The organism is Streptomyces hygroscopicus subsp. hygroscopicus, assembly GCF_030269125.1.
Classification (GTDB): Bacteria; Actinomycetota; Actinomycetes; order Streptomycetales; family Streptomycetaceae; genus Streptomyces; species Streptomyces hygroscopicus_C.
Window position 1 is genome coordinate 105,309 of sequence record NZ_BSSM01000016.1, and the last position, 16,707, is coordinate 122,015.

Genomic DNA, 16,707 nt, shown 5'->3' on the forward strand with positions numbered 1-16,707 from the left:
TCCGTCTCCTTCCAGGTCCTACGACCGTTCGCTGAGGTCCCCGAAGAACTGTTCTACGGCCGGCCAGACCCGCCCGCCACCGGAGAGGCCCCGCCACTCGCGGCGGACCAGCGCCGTCATCCGGAAACAGTCGTCGACCGGCACGATCCAGTGCTCCGACAGGCCCCGCACGGTGTTGATCAGCAGCGCCTCGACGTCCGGGGCCATGGACGCCAGCTGCGGGACCCCGGCGGCCAGCCGCCGCCAGGCGGCCGCGTCCACCTCCCAGCGCATCGCCCCGGCCGGGCTGGGCCCCTGCGCGGTGACCGTGCCGTCGGAGCGGGGCACGAAGAACACCAGCCCCACCGGGACGCCTAGCACCCCCGTGTCGAGGGGCGCGAGCCGCACCCGGCGCCGGGGCACCAGCCGATAGCGGCCCTCGCCCGCCGCGCCGTCCGCGAACAGCACCGAGCAGGGGCCGCACACACAGCGCACCTCGGCGGCCCCGGTGTCGTACAGATGCGGGTGCTCACCCGCCACCCGGGCCGCGCACAGCTCGCAGACCTCGGCCCCCGAGGTGGCCGCGCGGTCGGCGGCGGAGCGGATGACCCGGGCGAGTGCCCCGTCCACGCTCACCCCGCCTCCTGCGGCACGGACCGGCGCTTGATCGTGCCCAGCGGGACGAAGGCGGGGGCGGCCCTGCGCTCCTCGCCGCCCGGCACGATCTCCACGGCGGTCAGCTCGGGGGCGACGGCCAGCACGGCCTCCCGCACCGCCGCCGCGATGTCCGCGGACCCGCCACCGCAGCCGCCGCCGCAGCCGCTCGATGAACCGGAGTCCAGCCGCACCCGCGCGACCTCGCCCTCGATCCCGGCCCACTCCAGGTCGCCACCGCGCTCCCGCACCGCCGGCCGCAGCAGCTCCACCGCGCGCGCGGCCCGGTCGGCCGGGGGGCGCGGGTGGACGCCGTGCAGCACCATGAGGTGCCCGACCAGCTCGTCACCGGACAGCCGGGCCCCGAGCCGCTCGTCCGCGCCGTCCAGGACCCGGGCGAGGGCCTCGCCGTAGACCTCGGTCAGCAGCCGCACCGCCTCCAGGGCCGGGCCGGGTGTGTTCTCCAGCCCGGCCAGCACCTCGTCCAGCCGCGCGAGCCGGGCCTCCACCGCCGGGTCCGCGAGGCGCCCGGCCGGTTCAGCCATGGTCGGCCCCGTACGTCGGCGAGTGCACGGTGGTCAGGGTCTTGCCCTTGCCCATGTACATGTGCACCCCGCACGGCAGACAGGGGTCGAAGCTGCGCACCGTGCGCATGATGTCGACGCCCTTGAAGTCGTCGGGGCCGTTCTCCTCGAAGACCGGCTGGCCCTGCACCGCGTCCTCGTAGGGACCGGGCGTGCCGTAGATGTCGCGGGGGCTGGCGTTCCACGGGGTCGGCGGGTACGGGTGGTAGTTGGCGATCTTCTTGTCCCGGATCACCAGGTGGTGCGAGAGGACCCCGCGCACCGCCTCGTGGAAGCCGCAGCCGATCGCCTCGTCCGGCACCTCGAAGTTCTCGAAGACCTTGGTGTCGCCGCTCTGCAGCATCCCCATGGCCTCCTCCAGGAACTGCAGGGCCATGGCGGCGGCGTAGGCGATGAAGTACGGCCGGGCGCGGTCGCGTTCGAGGGTGTTGCTCCACTTCGGGATGCGCCACTCCAGGGTGGTCTCCGGCAGCTTCTCGCCCCTGGGCAGCGTGATGCGGACACCGCCCCCGGTCGCCTTCACGTACGGCGTGTCCACCAGGCCGCTCAGCGCGGTCGACCAGAGCCGGGCGAGCGGGCCGCCGCCGGTGTCCAGGGCCAGGTGCTCACCGGTGTCCGGGTGGTACCAGCGCGGGCTCATGACCCAGCTGTAGTTGCCCTCGAAGTCCCGCTTCTGCGGCACCGGGACCGTCGTCTGGTTCCACGGGTGGCGCATGTCGACGGGGTTGCCCAGCGGGTCGTGGGTGACGAACGGGTCCTCGTTCACCCAGTCCTCGTAGAAGGAGCTGCCCAGCATGACGCGCAGCCCGAGGTTGATGTCGATCAGGTTGTTGGTGACCAGCTTGCCGTCCACGATGACGCCCGGGGTGACGTACATCGCCTTGCCCCACTCGTTCATGGTGGCGTAGCGGTAGTCGACCACGTCCGGGTCCTGGAACGCGCCCCAGCAGCCCAGCAGGATACGGCGCTTGCCGACCTCCTCGTAGCCCGGCAACGCCTCGTAGAAGAAGTCGAAGACGTCGTCGTTCATCGCCACCGCCTTCTTCACGAAGTCGATGACGCGCATCAGCCGGCTGAGGTAGTCGGTGAAGACGCTCGGCTGGGGCATCGTGCCGACGCCGCCCGGGTAGAGCGTGGAGGGGTGCACATGGCGCCCCTCCATCAGGCAGAACATCTCCCGGGTGATCCGGCTGACCTTCAGCGCCTCCTTGTAGACCTCGCCCTCGAAGGGGTTGAAGGCCTTCATGATCTCGGCGATGGTGCGGTAGCCGTGCACGTCGCCGCGGGGCGCGTCGGTGCGCTCGGCGCGGGCCAGCACACCGGGGTTGGTGGCCTTGACCATCGCCTCGCAGAAGTCCACGAAGACCAGGTTGTCCTGGAAGATCGTGTGGTCGAAGATGTACTCCGCCGCCTCGCCCAGGTTGGTGATGTGCTCGGCCAGCTTCGGCGGTTTGACGCCGTAGGCCATCTGCTGGGCGTAGTTGGAGCAGGTGGTGTGGTTGTCGCCGCAGATGCCGCAGATCCGCGAGGTGATGAACCCGGCGTCGCGCGGGTCCTTGCCCTTCATGAACACCGAGTAGCCGCGGAACAGCGACGAGGTGCTGTGGCACTCCACGACCTCACGGTTGGCGAAGTCGATCTTCGTGTAGATACCCAGGTTGCCGATGATCCGGGTGATGGGATCCCAGGACATGTCCACGAGCTGGGCGGGTTTGCGTCCTGATGTCCGCGCTTCTGTGGTGGTCATCTGCGGTACTGTCCCTCGCTGTTCGGGTCGGGCGGGGCGGATGGCGGAGTGGGCGCGGGGCTGGGGGAGTCCGGCCTCACGCGCGCCAGTGCGGGTTGTAACCGCTGGTCAGCTTCTGCTTGTTGTGGCGCCAGCGGGGCTCGTGGTTCACCATGTCGTTGGTCAGCCCGCGCAGCCGTCGGATGACCGCCCCGTACGGCTTGATCACCATCGACGACAGTGTGCCGCCCGGGGGTTCGTCCATGAACGGCATGAAGGCGTCGGGGAAGCTCGGCATGGTGCAGCCGATGCAGATGCCGCCGACGTTCGGGCAGCCGCCGATGCCGGACATCCAGCCCCGCTTGGGCACGTTGCAGTTGACGACCGGACCCCAACAGCCGACCTTCACTTGGCACTTGGGGGAGTTGTAGTCCTTGGCGAAGTCGGCCTGCTCGTAGTACGCGGCCCGGTCGCAGCCCTCGTGCACGGTCTTGCCGAACAGCCACTGCGGCCGCAGCATGTGGTCCAGCGGCGGCGGGGGCGCGGTGCCGGCGGCGTGCTGGAGCACCCACACCAGGGTCTCCATGAAGTTCTCCGGCTGGATCGGACAGCCGGGCACATTGACCACCGGCAGCCCCGAGCGCGCCTTGAACTCCCAGCCCAGGTAGTCCGCGAGGCCCATGCAGCCGGTCGGGTTGCCGGCCATGGCGTGGATGCCGCCGAACGTGGCGCAGGTGCCGGCCGCGACCACCGCCCAGGCCCTGGGCGCGAGCTGGTCGATCCACCAGTTGAGGGTCTGCGGCTCGCCGGTCTCCGGGTCGTTGCCGAACGACGTCCAGTAGCCGTCGCCCTCGATGATGTTCTGGTTCGGGATCGAGCCCTCGATCACCAGGATGAACGGCTCCAGTTCGCCGCGGGCCGCCTTGCGGTAGGGGGCCAGGAAGTCCTCGCCGCCCAGGCTCGGGGAGAGGACCTTGTTGACCAGGTTCACCCTCGGCAGCCCTGGGATGAGGCCGAGCACCACGTCCTCGATGGACGGCTGCCCGGCGGCGGTGAGCGACACGGTGTCGCCGTCGCAGCTCATGCCCTCGGAGATCCAGAGGATGGTGATCTCGTCGACGCCCTCGCGGGCGTCGGCACGGGCCTCGGTGGTACCGCTCTGTGTGGTCATCTCTGCGGCCTCCGTCGCAGTCGGTCGTGGTCCCGGCCGGGGGCGGCCGGGGAGCCCGTGGTTGCGAGGGGTTCGACCTCGTCGGGCCGGAAGTAGTGGAAACGGCCGTACCAGCCGTGCAGTTCGGCCGCCGGATCGTCGTCCACGGTCACGGCGAGCCGTACGCCGCCGTCCACGTCGTGGAAGACTCCGGCGACGGTGGCGGACCGCCCGGCCAGGAACATGTCCTGGGCGTCGGCGCCGCGCAGGTGCGGCCGCAGGAGCACCGGGCTGCCGGCGCCGACGGGGATCCCCGCCACCGGCACGGTGTCGGTCGTCGGCGACAGCCCTTCGTCCCCGCCTTCCCGCCACCAGGCGGGGCGTTCGGGGGAGTGGGCCCCGGACGTGCCCACCGGCCTCGTTTCCGGGGGGCCCGCCGGCGTCCGTCCCGGGGGGCCCGCCGGTGTCAGCGAGCGGATCGCGCCGTGCAGGCGTTCGTAGACCTCACGGGGCATGGTGTCGACCCGGTCGATGATCCGCGCGGCCCGGGGATCGGTCGCCCGCGCCTCCGCCTTCTCCTCGTCGGTCAGCAGCATCGTGCGCAGCGTCAGGATCTCGTCGATCTCCGCCGCGTCGTGCAGATCGCCCGGACTCTCCGGCGCCACCTGGGGGTGGTCCGGCAGGATGATCGGCGCCGACAGCATCACCGGACCGGTCTCGCCGTCGCCGCCCGCCGACCGCGGGGGCGCGCCACCGAGGACGGGGAACGTGAACGCGTTGCGGCAGTCGCGCGCCTGCCCGGCCAGCCCGCGCGGCGGATCGATCAGCGAGACGAACTCCACGCCCTCGCCGCCGAGGAGCGTGTGCGTGGCGATCAGCGCGTCGCGCAACGCGTCGCTCCGGGAGGCATCCGGGTCGCCCGGCGTGCCCGTGTTCTCGGTGCGCACGCGCAGCCGGTACAGGCCCGGCGCGAGCGGCTCGGCGGCGACCGTCGTCGTGGCCCGCAGCTCCCGGTGCCGCCGCACGATCCGGCCCCCGTCCGCCGGCAGCGGCTCTTCCACGGCCCCGCCGGGCGCGCCGACCGCGACGGCGCGGCCGCCGTCCAGGAGTTCCGCGAGCGGCACCGCCAGTTCGGTCTCGCGCGCGATCGCCTCGTCGAAGGAGAGGTGCGTGGTGCCGTCGGCCGTGCGCAGGGACTCCACAGGGGTCCCGTCCGCGGCCTCCACCTGCTTGTGCTGCATCTGGAGGTACCGCACCCGCAGCCGTACGACCGCGTCGCCTCGGTGGGCGCGCACCAGGCACTCGGTCCGCTGGTACCAGGAGTCCGCGGAGCCGGACACACCGGGCACCACCGGGCCGTCGCGCTCCACCCAGCTCCGGGGCGGCAGCACCCCGAACTGCCAGCGGACGCGGTTCTTGGCGGAGGACCGGCGGTACGGGTAGAGCAGGTAGCCCTCGTACAGCACGGCGTCCGCGACGGCGCCCAGCTGCTCGAAGGCGACCCGAGCGTGCTCCGCGCCGGCACCGTCCCTGAGCAGGGGCCCGCGCACGCCGACCTGGTCCGCCATTCCGCCTCCTCGTCACTGGTGCGCCCCGGGCAGTCCTGGCGCACCCGGGGATTCCTTCCACCACGGTCACACCCGTCACGGCTCCTCGCCCCTCCGGCGCACCCGCATTGGGCCGGTCGGGCGACGCGCCCGTTTCGGGGCGGCGGACGCGCGGACCGGACCGCCGCGCGGGGCCCGCGTGGACGAAGGGGCAAGAGGGACATCAAGTCCCCCTGTACGGGCCTGTGTTGGGGCTACAGCGGGTGTGCCGGCGGCTAGAATCGGAGGCCGTGGGGGTTGTCGGAAACGGGGGGAGTCGTCATGTCCGGAGGTTTCGGGGGGCCCGAGGGCCCGAGAGAGGCCGGGGGACCGGCCGGTTCCCGGGATGCCGCGGGACCCGGGGCGCCTGGGGGGTCCGGAGCCCCGGGGGGACCCGGGGGACCCGGGGGTTTCGGGGGGCCGTGGCCGTACGGTCCCGCGCAGGGCTCCGGCGTGCCGCCCATGCCCGCGAGCCCGCCGCCCGCGCCCCCGGACGCCGGGCGGGCCGTCGCCGTCGCCCTGCTCAACCTCAGCGGCCTCGGCCTCGGCTACGCGCTCGTGCGCCGCCGGCTGCTCATGGCCGCCTGCTGGGTGGCGACCGTGATCCTGCTGGTCATCGCCCTGCCGGCCGACGCCGACGGTGTCCCGGGCGCCCTGCTCGCCGGCTACGTCGTCCTCCTGCTGCTGGCCGCCGCCCATGGCGCGTACACCGGACTTCGCACCCGCCTCCGGTGGCCCGGCCGCACGCCCCTCGCGCTGCTGCTGGGCCTGGTGCTGCTCGCCGTACCGGCCGGTGGCGCGCTCTGGTACCAGGACGCGCGCGACGAGGCCGTGCAGCAGGCGCTCCTGGACCGTCTGGCGAGCGCCGACCACCTGGTCGCGGCGGACGCGGGCAAGTCCTTCGCCACCGCCGAGCCGGACTACCGCCGGGTCCTCGGGGTCTACCGCGACCTCGTCGTCCACCACTCCGGCTCCCGCGCCGCCCGCAAGGTCCCCGCCAGCCTGCGCACCTACTACTCCAAGGTCGCCGCGCCCTACGACGGTCAGGACTACTGCACCGCCGTGGCCCCGCTGACCTACCTGCGCACGGTGCCCGGCGAACTGCCGAAGGCCACCGTCGGGGCGCTGGCCGGCTGGCCCGACGACCGGCTCGCGACCTCGCTGTACGAGTGCGGTTCGCAGGGCCTGGCCTCGGGCGACCGGGACTGGGACACACGCTTCGGCGACCTGATGAAGACCTTCCCGCACTCCCCGCAGACGGACAAGGTGGTTCCGGCCGTCGACGCGGCCGTGAAGAAGGCGCAGAAGGACGTCGGCGGCTCCGGGTCCTGCACGGCCGTCGAGGAGCTGAAGCGGCTCGACTTCGAGATCGGCGACCTGACCGGCGCCGCGGGCGACATCGACGGGGGGCTCGCGTCCGCCGCGTCCCGGGCCCGGCGCAGCGCCTCCGACGGCGCGTACGACTGCGGGGTCCAGGAGTACAAGAGCGGCGACTTCACCGGCGCCCAGCAGACCATGGACGACTTCGTCGCCGCGCACCCGCACCACCGGAACCGGGCGCGCGCCCAGAAGATCGCCATCGCCGCCGAGGTGGCCCAGACCATCCCGGCGGCCGGCAGGAAGCTGCCCACCACCGCCTCCGGCGGCAGCATCTCGGTCACGGTGAAGAACGACAGCCCGGACGACGTCACCGTGCTGTACACCGGCCCGGTCACCGGCAGCTTCACGCTGCGGGCCTGCGGCAGCTGCCGCTCCTACCTGCTCGCCGACACGCTGATGTCCACCTTCAAGCCCTGCGGCGGCGGCAAGGACTACCCGCAGCGCACCATCCAGCTCCCGGTCGGCACCACGTACTTCGTGCACAAGCCGAACGGTGGTCGGGTGACGACCGCGGGCTCCGACACGGCCAAGCTGCGCTCCGGGTACATCTACACCGAGTGCGCGTACACCACCCAGGGCTTCGGCTCGGGGACCTGACCGGCGTCGCCGCCGGTCAGGCCGGGTGGAGGGATCAGTCCTCGCGCCCGCCCCGGCGGCGCACGGCCACCAGTACGCCGGCGCCGGCGAGCACGGCCGCGGCCGCGGCGCCCGCGAGGGGCAGCGCGGGTCCCGCGCCGGTGCTCGCCAGGCTGCCGCCGGTGGTGCCGGTGGTGCCGGTGGAGAGGTCACCGGTGGTGCCGGTGCCGGTCGTGGAGCCGGTGGTGCCGCCCGTCGTGGTGGAACCGCCGCTCGTCCCCTTGCCGGTGCCGCCGGTGGACGTCGTCGAGCCGGTGCCGCCGGTCGAGCCGGTGCCGCCGGTCGAGCCCGTGCCCCCCGTCGAGCCGCCGTCCCCGGTCGAGCCGCCGCCCGTGGTGCCCGTGCCGTCGGTGACGTCGAGGGCGATGCGGGCGGTGTCGTTCGCCCTGTCGTGGTCGAACGGCCGGGGCTCCGGGCCGATCTCCACGTAACCCCGGGCGCCGGGCACCGACTTGTCGATCCTCACCTTGAAGGCGTACGTCTTCGTGTCGTGCTCGTTCACCCAGGGCGCGCCGGTGCCGCACGCGTAGGACTCGGCCCCGGTGTTCGTGCACAGCGGGTCGGGCCTGACCGCCGAGGTGCCCTCGGGCAGCGTGACCAGCACGTGGGCCGCGCGCTGCCCCGGCTGCGGCAGTACCCAGGCGGGCCCCGCGTCGGCGAACCTCACCCGGAGCGTGACGGTGTCCCCGACCTTGCCCTTCAACCGCGCGCCGGTCACCCGGAAGTCGGCCGAGTTGTCCGCGGTCACCGCGACGTCCGCGGTCCCGGCGGCACCGGCCGCCGGCGGCGTCCCGTCGGTGCGCTCGACCAGCTTCAGCGCGGCGGCCGTACCGCGCACCGGCGCGGAGGCGCCGTCGTCCGGGGCGGGCGCCGCGGAGTCGACCGTCACTCGGATCCGGTCGTACAGGGCACGGTCCAGGGCCTTCAGGGTCAGCGGACGCTCCGGGGCGTAGACGGCTCCGGGCCGCACCGGCTGGTCGAACTCGCACACCACCTGGGCGCGGGCCGGCTCCTCGTCGGTCGGACCGACCGTGGAGCGCAGGCAGTTGGACGGGATCCCGGTCTGGCTCAGACCGCGGGTGACGGAGTACGAAAGCCAGACCTTGTCGAGCGCCGCGGTGCCCGTGGCGGTGAAGGTGGGCGACAGTCGCAGCTCGCTGCCCGGCTTCACCTTGTCGAACGGCGCGATGGGGCCCAGCGCCAGGCCGGTCGCGGGGGCGTCGACGGCCGCGGCCGGCGCGGCGCACAGCGCGATCAGGGCGACGGCGCCGAACGCGCCCGCGGTCCGGCGCACCGCACGGGGGCCGGGAGAGCTGAAGGGCATGGATTCCTCTGACTGGAGCGACGGTGGCGGACGAACTGTCTGAGGGCGAACGGAAGTTCCCCTCTCCGTGAGACGTCCGTGCCGACGGAACGGTTGTGCGAGAGATCGCTCCCGTTCCGCCGTTCCCCGGCCCCTCGTCCCCGCTCCCCGCGGCCGCCTCAGCCGGCCGGGTGGTCCGTGCGCAGGCGCACCTGTTCCTCCAGCCGGCGCAGGCTGCCTTCCAGGGCCTGCCGGGCCGCTCGTTCGCCCGGGTCGTGCCGGTCGTCGAAGAAGGACAGGTGGACGGTCACCTCGCTGGCGCCGCTGCCGATGCCCGCCACCTGGAGCCAGCCCGCGTACTCGCCCTGCTCCCTGGTGCCCCACTCCAGGCGCATCTGGTCGGGCTCGGCGCGCAGCAGGGCGGCGGTGTCCCGCTCGGAACCGGCCTCGTGCACCGTGACGGCGGGCGGCTCCTCGGGGGCCACGTGCAGGGCGTGGGGCAGCCAGGTGTCCAGCTGGTTGACGTTGGCCGCCTGGTCGAAGACCTGCTCGGGCTGCGCGGGCATCGTGCGGGAGCTTTCGTACTCGGCCATGACTGCATCGCTCCTCCGGTCGGGAGTCGTACCCCCGTCGCGTGCCCGTTCCGCGGCGACCGAAAAGCCTCGCGCCCGCCCGGATGTCAGGCCACGGCCGTGCGGGCGGTGCGCTCCACCAGGGAGACGCCGTCGCCCATGGAGGCGCTGCCGTCCGAGAGGACGGCGACGAGACGGCGGTGACCGCCGAGGGTGACCTCGCCGATGCTGTTGACGTCCCACAGGCCCGTGGTGGTGCGCTGGAGCCAGCCGTTCTTCAGCTGGGTGCCGGCGGCGTTCACCGCCGAGACCCCCCACGCCTGCTCGGGCAGGACCTCGCCCATCAGGGTGCGGACGTAGGTGCGGGACCCGGGGGTGAGGGGGGTGGCGGCGTTCTCGTCGAAGACCGCGCGCAGCAGCCGTATCTGGTCGCTCGCGGTGGTCCGGGTCAGCCCCCACCTGCCGCCGGGGCCGCCCGTGGTCGAGGTCAGCCCCAGGCGCTTGTTGGCCGCATCGAGGCCGGGCGCCCGGCCGATCTCCTTCCACAGGGCGTCCGCCGAGTCGTTGTCGCTGCGCCGGATCATCGGCTCGGCGTGGCCGCGCTCCTCGTCGGTCAGGGCGCGGTGCTCGTCCTGCGCCTTGAGCAGCACCGCGGCGAGGATGTCGACCTTGACGATGCTGGCGGTGTCGTAGGCCCGGTCCTCGCCCTGGACCACGGGAACGCCGCCGTCCGCGTCGAGGTCGAGGACGGCCACGGTGGCGTGCGGATCGGGAACCGGCGCCGGTGCCGGGGGCTTCGGCGCCGCCGCCTTCGAGGGCTCCGTCCGCGGAGCCGGCGAGGTCGTCGGGGCCGGCTTCGGCTTCGGGGCGGGCGTGGCGGCCGTAGCCGCCGGGATGCCGGCGGTGAGCAGGGCGGTCACCGAGGCCAGAAGAACGCCGGCCGTGCGGCGGGGGTGCGAGGACATGGCTCCTGAAGTTAGACAAAACCCGCCCGCCGCGAAGTGGCTGCCATCACTCCGAACCCCGTTTCGCCCGGATTGTGAGAAGAACCACCGGCGGGACGCCATGCGCGTGCAGGCCGTCGCCGCGGCGGCGTGTACACGCGGTTCGGCCGCGTTCCTCGCATATCGTCACCCGGACACCGACATCCGGAGTGATCATGGAAAAAACGGATGAACTGGTTACCTTGAGGGAGAGCGCGGCGGTCGTCCCCGTCCCCTCGCGTCCGCCCGTGCGCCGCGCCCGGCGCTGGCCGCTCGGCGCGGCCGCGCTGCTCCTGGCGGGCGCGACGGGCGTCCTCCTCCTCGGCGGTACGCGGTGGCTGGACCAGCCCGCCGTAGGAGCGTGGCGCACCGTCTGCCTGGCCATCACCGTGCAGGCGCTCCCGTTCCTCGTCCTCGGCACCGTGCTGTCCGGCGCGATCAACGCCTTCGTGCCCGCCGGCCTGTTCACCCGGGTGCTGCCGAAGCGGGCCGCGCTCGCCGTCCCGGTCGCGGGCGTCGCCGGCGCGGTGCTGCCGGGCTGCGAGTGCGCCTCCGTCCCGGTCGCCGACAGCCTGATCCGCCGGGGCGTCACGCCGGCCGCCGCCTTCGCCTTCCTGCTGTCCGCGCCCGCCGTCAACCCGGTCGTGCTCACCGCCACCGCCGTCGCCTTCCCGGGCAACCCCGCGATGATCGCCGCCCGCCTCCTCGCCTCCCTCGGCACGGCGGCCGTGATGGGCTGGCTGTGGCTCTGGCGGGGCGACGAGAAGTGGCTGCGCCCGGCACTGCGCCACCGGCACACCGGACACGCGCACGGGCACAGCCGCCGGCAGGAGTTCCTGCTCGCCTTCCAGCACGACTTCCTCCAGGCCGGCGGCTTCCTCGTGCTCGGTGCGATGGCGGCGGCCACCTTCGACGTCGCCGTGCCGCGCGCGGTCCTCGACGCCTTCTCCGGCACGCCCTGGCTGGCGGTGCTCTTCCTGGCCGGCCTCGCGGTCCTGCTGGCGGTCTGCTCGGAGGCCGACGCGTTCGTCGCCGCCTCGCTGACCGGGTTCTCGCCGACCGCCCGGCTCGCGTTCATGGTGGTCGGGCCCATGGTCGACCTGAAGCTGATCGCCCTTCAGGCGGGCACGTTCGGCCGCGCCTTCGCCTGGCGCTTCTGCACGGCGACCACCGTGGTGGCCGTCGCCGCCAGCGCCCTGATCGGAGGGGCCCTGCTGTGAGACGCGTCGCCCCGTCCCTGCTGCTGAAGCTGACCGGGATCGGACTGCTGCACATCACCCTGTTCGACGACACGTACCTGCGCTACGTCAAGGCCGGCCTGCGCCCCGTGCTCATCGCCTCGGGCGTCGTCCTCCTGCTGCTGGGGATCGCGGCGGCGTTCTCCCGGGCCGGGCGCGAGGGGCACGCGCACGACGGCCACGACCACTCCGGCACCCCCTCTGCCGCCTGGCTGCTCCTCCTCCCCGCGCTGAGCCTCCTGCTCTTCGCCCCGCCGGCCCTCGGCGCCTACACCGCCGCCCGTTCCGGCGCCAAGCCGGTCGCCGTGCAGAAGAAGGGCTTCGACCCGCTGCCCGCGACCTCTCCGCTGCCGCTGACCCTCACGGACTTCACCAAGCGCGTCCAGCAGGACCGCAGCCGCGCCATCCTGGGCCGCAGCGTCCGCCTGACCGGCTTCGTCACCCCTGACGCGGCGGGCGACGGCTGGTACCTGACCCGCATCATCTTCACCTGCTGTGCCGCCGACTCCCAGACCGTGAAGGTCCACGTCCACGGCTCCGAGTCACCCCCGGCCGACACCTGGCTCGCGGTCACCGGCACCTGGCACCCGGCGGGCACCCTCGGCACCAGATCCGCACCGGCCGCGCTCGACGTCCAGCGGGTGACACCGATCGCGCGGCCGGTCAACGCCTTCACCGATGACCTCCCGATCACTCCGGGATAGCCCGGCCGCTCAGCCGAACAGACCGCGCACCCGGATCGTCTCGACCCGGCGCCATGTGCCGCCGGGCAGCAGCAGCCACTGGTTGCCCGGCCCGTGGCCCCGCCAGTGGCCGGCGCCGGGCGTGCCGTGGGCGGTGCGGGGGCGCGGATTGCGGCGTGCGGGGAGCGGGGCCCCGCAGTCGCGGCCGGTTCGAGGCTGCGCGGCCTTCGCCTTGCCGTTCTTCCTGGTCTGCTTGCCCATCCCTGCCTCACCTCCCGAATCCTCCCGGTACCCCTTACGGCAGCATGCACCGATCCGGCGCCCGGCGGCAGGGCCGAACGGACGCTCTTTTCTGGCGGGGCGGCGGCGCGTCGCGCAGCGTGGAGGAACAGGGGGCAACAGCCGTGGCCGGCACCGCCGCCGCAGAGAGGTGGGACAGATGGACCAGGACGTCTCCAAGCCCCGGGTCGTGGTCGGCGTCGACGGCTCGCCGTCCTCCTTCGAGGCGGTGCGCTGGGCCGTGCGTTACGCCGGGCTCGTCGGCGGCGCGGTGGAGGCCGTCGCGGCGTGGGAGGTGCCGCTGTACGGCTGGTCCGCGCCCGCGGTGGACATGTACATCGACGAGGAGGCGACCCGCGAGCAGATGGCGCAGGAGCTGACGGAGGTGCTCGGAGCGGAGGCGGCCGCCGCGGTGCGCACCCGGGTGGCCCACGGCAACCCGGCCGAGATCCTGCTCCGGGCCGCCGAGGGCGCCGAGGTCCTGGTGGTGGGCAGCCGGGGCCGGGGCGGCTTCGCGCGCGTCCTGCTCGGCTCCGTCAGCCAGCGTGTGGCGGCGCACGCGGCCTGCCCGGTGGTGATCGTCCGCTCCGAGGAGACCTGAGGCCCGCCGCGACCCGGCGAGCCGGCCCCTGCCTTGCCGTCGGTCCCTGCCTGGCTGTCAGTCCCTGCCTTGCCGTCATTCCCTGCCTGGCTGTCGGTTCTGCCTTGCCGTCGGTCCCTGCCTTGCCGTCGGTCCCCGCCCGACTGCCGGTCCCCGCCCGGCGGCCGGGCACCCCTGGCGCGCGGCGGGGGCGGCGTCACGGCGGTCCCGGCGGCTCCCTCAGCACGCTCCACGCCACCGGACCGAGCAGGTCCGCGAGCCGCCGGAACACGTCCAGCAGCAGGTCGTCCAGGGTCAGCACGCCCACCAGCCGTCCGTCGTCCAGGACGGGCAGCCGGCGCACGCCGGTGCGCCGGAAGGTGCGGTAGGCCGCGTGGATCTCGTCGCCCGCGTCCAGGGTGACCACCCGCGGCGACATCACCGCGTCGATCCGGCTGTCCAGCGGCAGGCCCTCGCCCAGCCCGCGCAGTGCGAGGTCGCGGTCCGTGACGATGCCGCGCAGGGCGCCGTCCTCCACGACGAGCAGGGAGCCGACGGCGGTCTCGGCCATCCGCCGGGTGGCCTCCGCCAGGGTGGCGTCCGGCGCGACGGTCACGGGCGGGGCGGTCATCAGCCGGCCGACGCTCACCGGTCCGTCGAAGGACGGCATGCCGGGCGGGAGGCCGGTAGGGGGGACAGGGGTCATCAGAGCCTCTTTCGGACACCGTCAAGGACACCGACCGTCGGTGGACGGTGTCTTCAGGCTGCGCCGGACGGGCCGCCGAGGGCAGGGGCCGCCCGGACCTCATCCGAGGAGACCGATTCCCCTGGAAAGGGACAATGTACCCATCCGCTCCGCCCGTTCGGCCGTGCGAGCGTGGAAGGCGGACGGGTCGCTGCGCCGCTGCGCAGCCCGAGGAAAGGCGGTGAGGAACATGCCTCTGCCCCTGGTCGTGGGTGTCGACGGCTCCGATTACAGCCTTCAGGCGGTGGACTGGGCGGCCGACGAGGCGGTCCGGCTCGGTGTGCCGCTGCGGATCGTGCACGCCTCGCTCTGGGAGCGCTACGAGGGCCGGCTCCCGTCGCTCGGCGGGGAACCGTCCGCCCCCCATGTGATGGCCGAGCACATCGTGGCCTCGGCGGCCGAACGCGTCCACAGGCGCGCCCCGGACTTGGAGGTGGACGCCGCCGTGGTGGCCGAGGACCCGGTGTCCATGCTGCTCGCCGAGGGCGACAACGCCACCGCCGTGGTGACCGGCAGCCGGGGCCGTGGCGAGTTGAAGGGGCTGCTCCTCGGCTCGGTCGGGCTGGCCCTGGCCGGGCGGGCGTCCGGACCGGTGATCGTGATCCGCGGCGACGCGGCCGGCCTCGGCGGCACCCACGACCGGGTGCTGCTCGGCGTCGGCGATCCCGGCACCAGCGACACGGCGGCCCGTTTCGCCCTGCGCGAGGCGGCGGCCCGCCGGTGCGTCCTGGACGCGGTGCGCACCTGGCGCCGGACCGGCGACGGCAACCCGCCCCAGCAGCCCGACTACGAGGACGAGGCCGCCGACCTGATCGACAAGCTGTTGCAGGACCCGCTGACCGAGCATCCGGACGTGCGGGTGTCCCGGACCGTCCTGGAAGGACCGCCCGGCAAGGTCCTGCTGCACCGCTCCGCCGCCGCCGACCTGCTGGTCCTCGGGGTACGCCGGGAGCGTGGGCATGCCGGGCTCCAGCTGGGCCGCGTCACGCACCGGCTGCTGCACCACGCCGACTGCCCGGTGGCCGTCGTACCCCAGCTGCCGTGAGGAACAACCGTGCCGGGCGGTCAGCGGGCGGAGTGCTCGTTCGCGCCCTGCGGCTCCAGATGGGAGGCGAGCACGGCGGCCTGGACCCGGCGCTGCACACCGAGCTTGGCCAGCAGCCGGGAGATGTGGTTCTTGACCGTCTTCTCCGACAGGTACAGCCGCCGGCCGATCTCACGGTTGGTCAGGCCGTCCCCGATCAGCGCCAGGATGTCCCGCTCGCGCGGCGACAGGCTCGCCAGCTCCGGCGGCAGCGACGGCGTCTCCTCGGGGTCGGCCCGCAGCGAGCGCATCAGCCGGGCCGTCGTCGCCGGGTCCAGCATCGACTGGCCGGAGGCCACCGTGCGCACCGCGGACACCAGGTCCGAGCCCTTGATCTGCTTGAGTACATAGCCGGACGCGCCGGCCATGATCGCGTCCAGCAGGGCGTCCTCGTCGTCGAACGAGGTCAGCATCAGGCACGCCAGCTCGGGCATCCGGTTGCGCAGTTCCCGGCAGACCGAGATGCCGTCCCCGTCGGGCAGCCGTACGTCCAGCACGGCGACGTGCGGGCGCAGGGCGGGGCCCCGGACCAGCGCGTGCGCGGCGGTGTCGGCGTCGCCGACGACGGAGATGTCCGGTTCGGCGTCGAGGAGGTCGGCCAGGCCGCGCCGGACGACCTCATGGTCGTCCAGGAGGAACACCCGGATCGGGTCCTGTGCCGTGAAGGTGCGTGTCTCGGTCATCTCGACCTCTCGTTCCCGGAAGTGGACATACTGCGGCCTGCCACCCGGACGATCATCGCCGGACCGTGCCGCGTGTGCCAGGGCCGACCGGCCCCACTTCCCGAGGACCGGCCTCGCGACTCAAGGGTGTCACGCCCGGCCGGGTCGTCCCGCGGCCTTCCTCACGCGTGCGCGGTCCGCTCGCCGGGCGCCAGGTCGAAGCGCACGTCCACGACCCCCTCGACGGCGCGCACCAGCCGGGCCGCCACGGGGACCAGGGAGGTGTCCCGGATCCGGCCGAGCACGGTCACCACGCCGTCCTCCACCCGCAGCTCCACCGCCGAGTCAGGCGGCGGGAAGAGCCGCGCCACGATCTCCCGCCGTACCTCCTCCTCGATCTCCTGGTCCGCGCGCAGGAAGACCTTGAGCAGATCGGCGCGGCTGACGACGCCCTCCAGCATGCCGGTCGCGTCCACCACGGGCAGCCGCTTGACCCGGGCACGGGCCATCATCCGGGCGGCCTCGGCCAGGCTCGCGTCCGCGTGGACGGTGACCGCGGGGGAGGTCATCAGGTCCCCGGCGGTGATCGCCTCGCCCTTGGCCATGTCGGCGGGGGGCCGCAGCGCCCGGTACTCCTCGGCCGGGTCGTCCCGCAGCTCCTCCTTGGGCAGCATGTCGGCCTCGGAGACCACGCCGACCACCAGGCCCTCGCCCTCGATCACGGGCAGGGCGCTGACCTGCCAGTCCTGCATCATCTCCACCAGTTCCTTGAAGGGGGCGCGCCGGCCGACGGCGGCGACGGTCGTCGTCATGACGTCGCTGACGATGTGCGGGGTGCCGTACATGGTGACTCCGTGGCTTCTCGACGTGGCTTCTCGACCTG

The 16,707-nt window shown here is 73.6% G+C and carries 17 protein-coding genes; 5 read left to right on the forward strand and 12 right to left on the reverse strand.

Going from position 1 to position 16,707, the window contains the following annotated elements; translation table 11 throughout:
* Positions 1–18 precede the first annotated feature (18 nt).
* From QSK45_RS29870 to QSK45_RS29890, 5 genes are all read right to left on the reverse strand, one after another.
* On the reverse strand, positions 19–615 hold the full coding sequence (locus tag QSK45_RS29870; protein ID WP_285562003.1) for a DUF5947 family protein: 597 nt from the start codon (positions 613–615) through the stop codon (positions 19–21).
* Entirely contained in the window at positions 612–1,178 is a 567-nt protein-coding gene (locus QSK45_RS29875; RefSeq protein WP_285562004.1) for a NifU-related iron-sulfur-binding protein, read from the reverse strand. The genes QSK45_RS29870 and QSK45_RS29875 overlap by 4 nt, the downstream gene beginning before the upstream one ends.
* Complete coding sequence (locus tag QSK45_RS29880) at positions 1,171–2,964, reverse strand: nickel-dependent hydrogenase large subunit (protein ID WP_285562005.1); 1,794 nt, start codon at positions 2,962–2,964, stop codon at positions 1,171–1,173. Before QSK45_RS29880 ends, QSK45_RS29875 begins: the two co-directional genes overlap by 8 nt.
* A 76-nt stretch (positions 2,965–3,040) precedes the next feature.
* The gene (locus QSK45_RS29885; RefSeq protein ID WP_285562006.1) at positions 3,041–4,114 is read right to left on the reverse strand and encodes an NADH-quinone oxidoreductase subunit B family protein; all 1,074 of its coding nucleotides are present in this window, start codon (positions 4,112–4,114) and stop codon (positions 3,041–3,043) included.
* Complete coding sequence (locus QSK45_RS29890) at positions 4,111–5,661, reverse strand: hypothetical protein (RefSeq protein WP_285562007.1); 1,551 nt, start codon at positions 5,659–5,661, stop codon at positions 4,111–4,113. The genes QSK45_RS29885 and QSK45_RS29890 overlap by 4 nt, the downstream gene beginning before the upstream one ends.
* Positions 5,662–6,141: 480 nt before the next feature.
* Between QSK45_RS29890 and QSK45_RS29895 the strand changes: the two genes are divergently transcribed.
* Positions 6,142–7,656, forward strand: coding sequence for a hypothetical protein (locus QSK45_RS29895; RefSeq protein ID WP_285562008.1), 1,515 nt, complete (start codon positions 6,142–6,144; stop codon positions 7,654–7,656).
* Between the two features lie 34 nt (positions 7,657–7,690).
* On the opposite strand, the gene QSK45_RS29900 is transcribed toward QSK45_RS29895, so the two are convergent.
* The 3 genes from QSK45_RS29900 to QSK45_RS29910 form a co-directional block, all read right to left on the reverse strand.
* Complete coding sequence (locus tag QSK45_RS29900; protein ID WP_285562009.1) at positions 7,691–9,019, reverse strand: hypothetical protein; 1,329 nt, start codon at positions 9,017–9,019, stop codon at positions 7,691–7,693.
* Between the two features lie 158 nt (positions 9,020–9,177).
* Positions 9,178–9,591, reverse strand: coding sequence for an SRPBCC family protein (locus tag QSK45_RS29905; RefSeq protein ID WP_285562010.1), 414 nt, complete (start codon positions 9,589–9,591; stop codon positions 9,178–9,180).
* An 86-nt stretch (positions 9,592–9,677) separates the two neighbouring features.
* Positions 9,678–10,535 (reverse strand): serine hydrolase, encoded by an 858-nt coding sequence (locus tag QSK45_RS29910; RefSeq protein ID WP_285562011.1) that lies wholly within the window; start codon positions 10,533–10,535, stop codon positions 9,678–9,680.
* A gap of 194 nt (positions 10,536–10,729) precedes the next feature.
* Between QSK45_RS29910 and QSK45_RS29915 the strand changes: the two genes are divergently transcribed.
* Together QSK45_RS29915 and QSK45_RS29920 are read left to right on the forward strand one after the other, a co-directional pair.
* On the forward strand, positions 10,730–11,773 hold the full coding sequence (locus QSK45_RS29915) for a permease (RefSeq protein WP_285562012.1): 1,044 nt from the start codon (positions 10,730–10,732) through the stop codon (positions 11,771–11,773).
* A complete protein-coding gene (locus QSK45_RS29920) occupies positions 11,770–12,495 on the forward strand; it encodes a TIGR03943 family putative permease subunit (protein ID WP_285562013.1) in 726 nt (241 codons plus the stop codon). Before QSK45_RS29915 ends, QSK45_RS29920 begins: the two co-directional genes overlap by 4 nt.
* A gap of 9 nt (positions 12,496–12,504) precedes the next feature.
* Here the strand turns inward: QSK45_RS29920 and QSK45_RS29925 are convergent, their stop codons facing one another.
* Positions 12,505–12,735, reverse strand: coding sequence for a hypothetical protein (locus QSK45_RS29925; RefSeq protein ID WP_285562014.1), 231 nt, complete (start codon positions 12,733–12,735; stop codon positions 12,505–12,507).
* 178 nt (positions 12,736–12,913) lie between these two features.
* Here QSK45_RS29925 and QSK45_RS29930 point away from each other — a divergent pair, with 178 nt between their 5' ends.
* Complete coding sequence (locus QSK45_RS29930; protein WP_285562015.1) at positions 12,914–13,354, forward strand: universal stress protein; 441 nt, start codon at positions 12,914–12,916, stop codon at positions 13,352–13,354.
* 196 nt (positions 13,355–13,550) lie between these two features.
* Here QSK45_RS29930 and QSK45_RS29935 read toward each other — a convergent pair whose 3' ends face one another.
* Positions 13,551–14,039: a CBS domain-containing protein gene (locus tag QSK45_RS29935; protein WP_285562016.1), complete on the reverse strand. Its 489-nt coding sequence runs from the start codon at positions 14,037–14,039 to the stop codon at positions 13,551–13,553.
* Between the two features lie 229 nt (positions 14,040–14,268).
* Between QSK45_RS29935 and QSK45_RS29940 the strand changes: the two genes are divergently transcribed.
* The gene (locus QSK45_RS29940) at positions 14,269–15,123 is read left to right on the forward strand and encodes a universal stress protein (protein ID WP_285562091.1); all 855 of its coding nucleotides are present in this window, start codon (positions 14,269–14,271) and stop codon (positions 15,121–15,123) included.
* 20 nt (positions 15,124–15,143) lie between these two features.
* On the opposite strand, the gene QSK45_RS29945 is transcribed toward QSK45_RS29940, so the two are convergent.
* Together QSK45_RS29945 and QSK45_RS29950 are read right to left on the reverse strand one after the other, a co-directional pair.
* A complete protein-coding gene (locus tag QSK45_RS29945) occupies positions 15,144–15,845 on the reverse strand; it encodes a response regulator (RefSeq protein ID WP_285562017.1) in 702 nt (233 codons plus the stop codon).
* A gap of 161 nt (positions 15,846–16,006) precedes the next feature.
* The gene (locus QSK45_RS29950; protein ID WP_285562018.1) at positions 16,007–16,669 is read right to left on the reverse strand and encodes a CBS domain-containing protein; all 663 of its coding nucleotides are present in this window, start codon (positions 16,667–16,669) and stop codon (positions 16,007–16,009) included.
* Between the last annotated feature and the right edge of the window lie 38 nt (positions 16,670–16,707).

What these genes read in the sequence shown, in the direction of transcription:
- QSK45_RS29905 (WP_285562010.1), bottom strand. Translation starts at nt 9,591, where the DNA reads ATGGCCGAGTACGAAAGCTCCCGCACGATGCCCGCGCAGCCCGAGCAG.
- QSK45_RS29880 (WP_285562005.1), bottom strand. Translation starts at nt 2,964, where the DNA reads ATGACCACCACAGAAGCGCGGACATCAGGACGCAAACCCGCCCAGCTC.
- QSK45_RS29875 (WP_285562004.1), bottom strand. Translation starts at nt 1,178, where the DNA reads ATGGCTGAACCGGCCGGGCGCCTCGCGGACCCGGCGGTGGAGGCCCGG.
- QSK45_RS29890 (WP_285562007.1), bottom strand. Translation starts at nt 5,661, where the DNA reads ATGGCGGACCAGGTCGGCGTGCGCGGGCCCCTGCTCAGGGACGGTGCC.
- QSK45_RS29930 (WP_285562015.1), top strand. Translation starts at nt 12,914, where the DNA reads ATGGACCAGGACGTCTCCAAGCCCCGGGTCGTGGTCGGCGTCGACGGC.
- QSK45_RS29915 (WP_285562012.1), top strand. Translation starts at nt 10,730, where the DNA reads ATGGAAAAAACGGATGAACTGGTTACCTTGAGGGAGAGCGCGGCGGTC.
- QSK45_RS29900 (WP_285562009.1), bottom strand. Translation starts at nt 9,019, where the DNA reads ATGCCCTTCAGCTCTCCCGGCCCCCGTGCGGTGCGCCGGACCGCGGGC.
- QSK45_RS29950 (WP_285562018.1), bottom strand. Translation starts at nt 16,669, where the DNA reads ATGTACGGCACCCCGCACATCGTCAGCGACGTCATGACGACGACCGTC.
- QSK45_RS29895 (WP_285562008.1), top strand. Translation starts at nt 6,142, where the DNA reads ATGCCCGCGAGCCCGCCGCCCGCGCCCCCGGACGCCGGGCGGGCCGTC.
- QSK45_RS29925 (WP_285562014.1), bottom strand. Translation starts at nt 12,735, where the DNA reads ATGGGCAAGCAGACCAGGAAGAACGGCAAGGCGAAGGCCGCGCAGCCT.
- QSK45_RS29935 (WP_285562016.1), bottom strand. Translation starts at nt 14,039, where the DNA reads ATGACCCCTGTCCCCCCTACCGGCCTCCCGCCCGGCATGCCGTCCTTC.
- QSK45_RS29945 (WP_285562017.1), bottom strand. Translation starts at nt 15,845, where the DNA reads ATGACCGAGACACGCACCTTCACGGCACAGGACCCGATCCGGGTGTTC.
- QSK45_RS29940 (WP_285562091.1), top strand. Translation starts at nt 14,269, where the DNA reads ATGCCTCTGCCCCTGGTCGTGGGTGTCGACGGCTCCGATTACAGCCTT.
- QSK45_RS29910 (WP_285562011.1), bottom strand. Translation starts at nt 10,535, where the DNA reads ATGTCCTCGCACCCCCGCCGCACGGCCGGCGTTCTTCTGGCCTCGGTG.
- QSK45_RS29885 (WP_285562006.1), bottom strand. Translation starts at nt 4,114, where the DNA reads ATGACCACACAGAGCGGTACCACCGAGGCCCGTGCCGACGCCCGCGAG.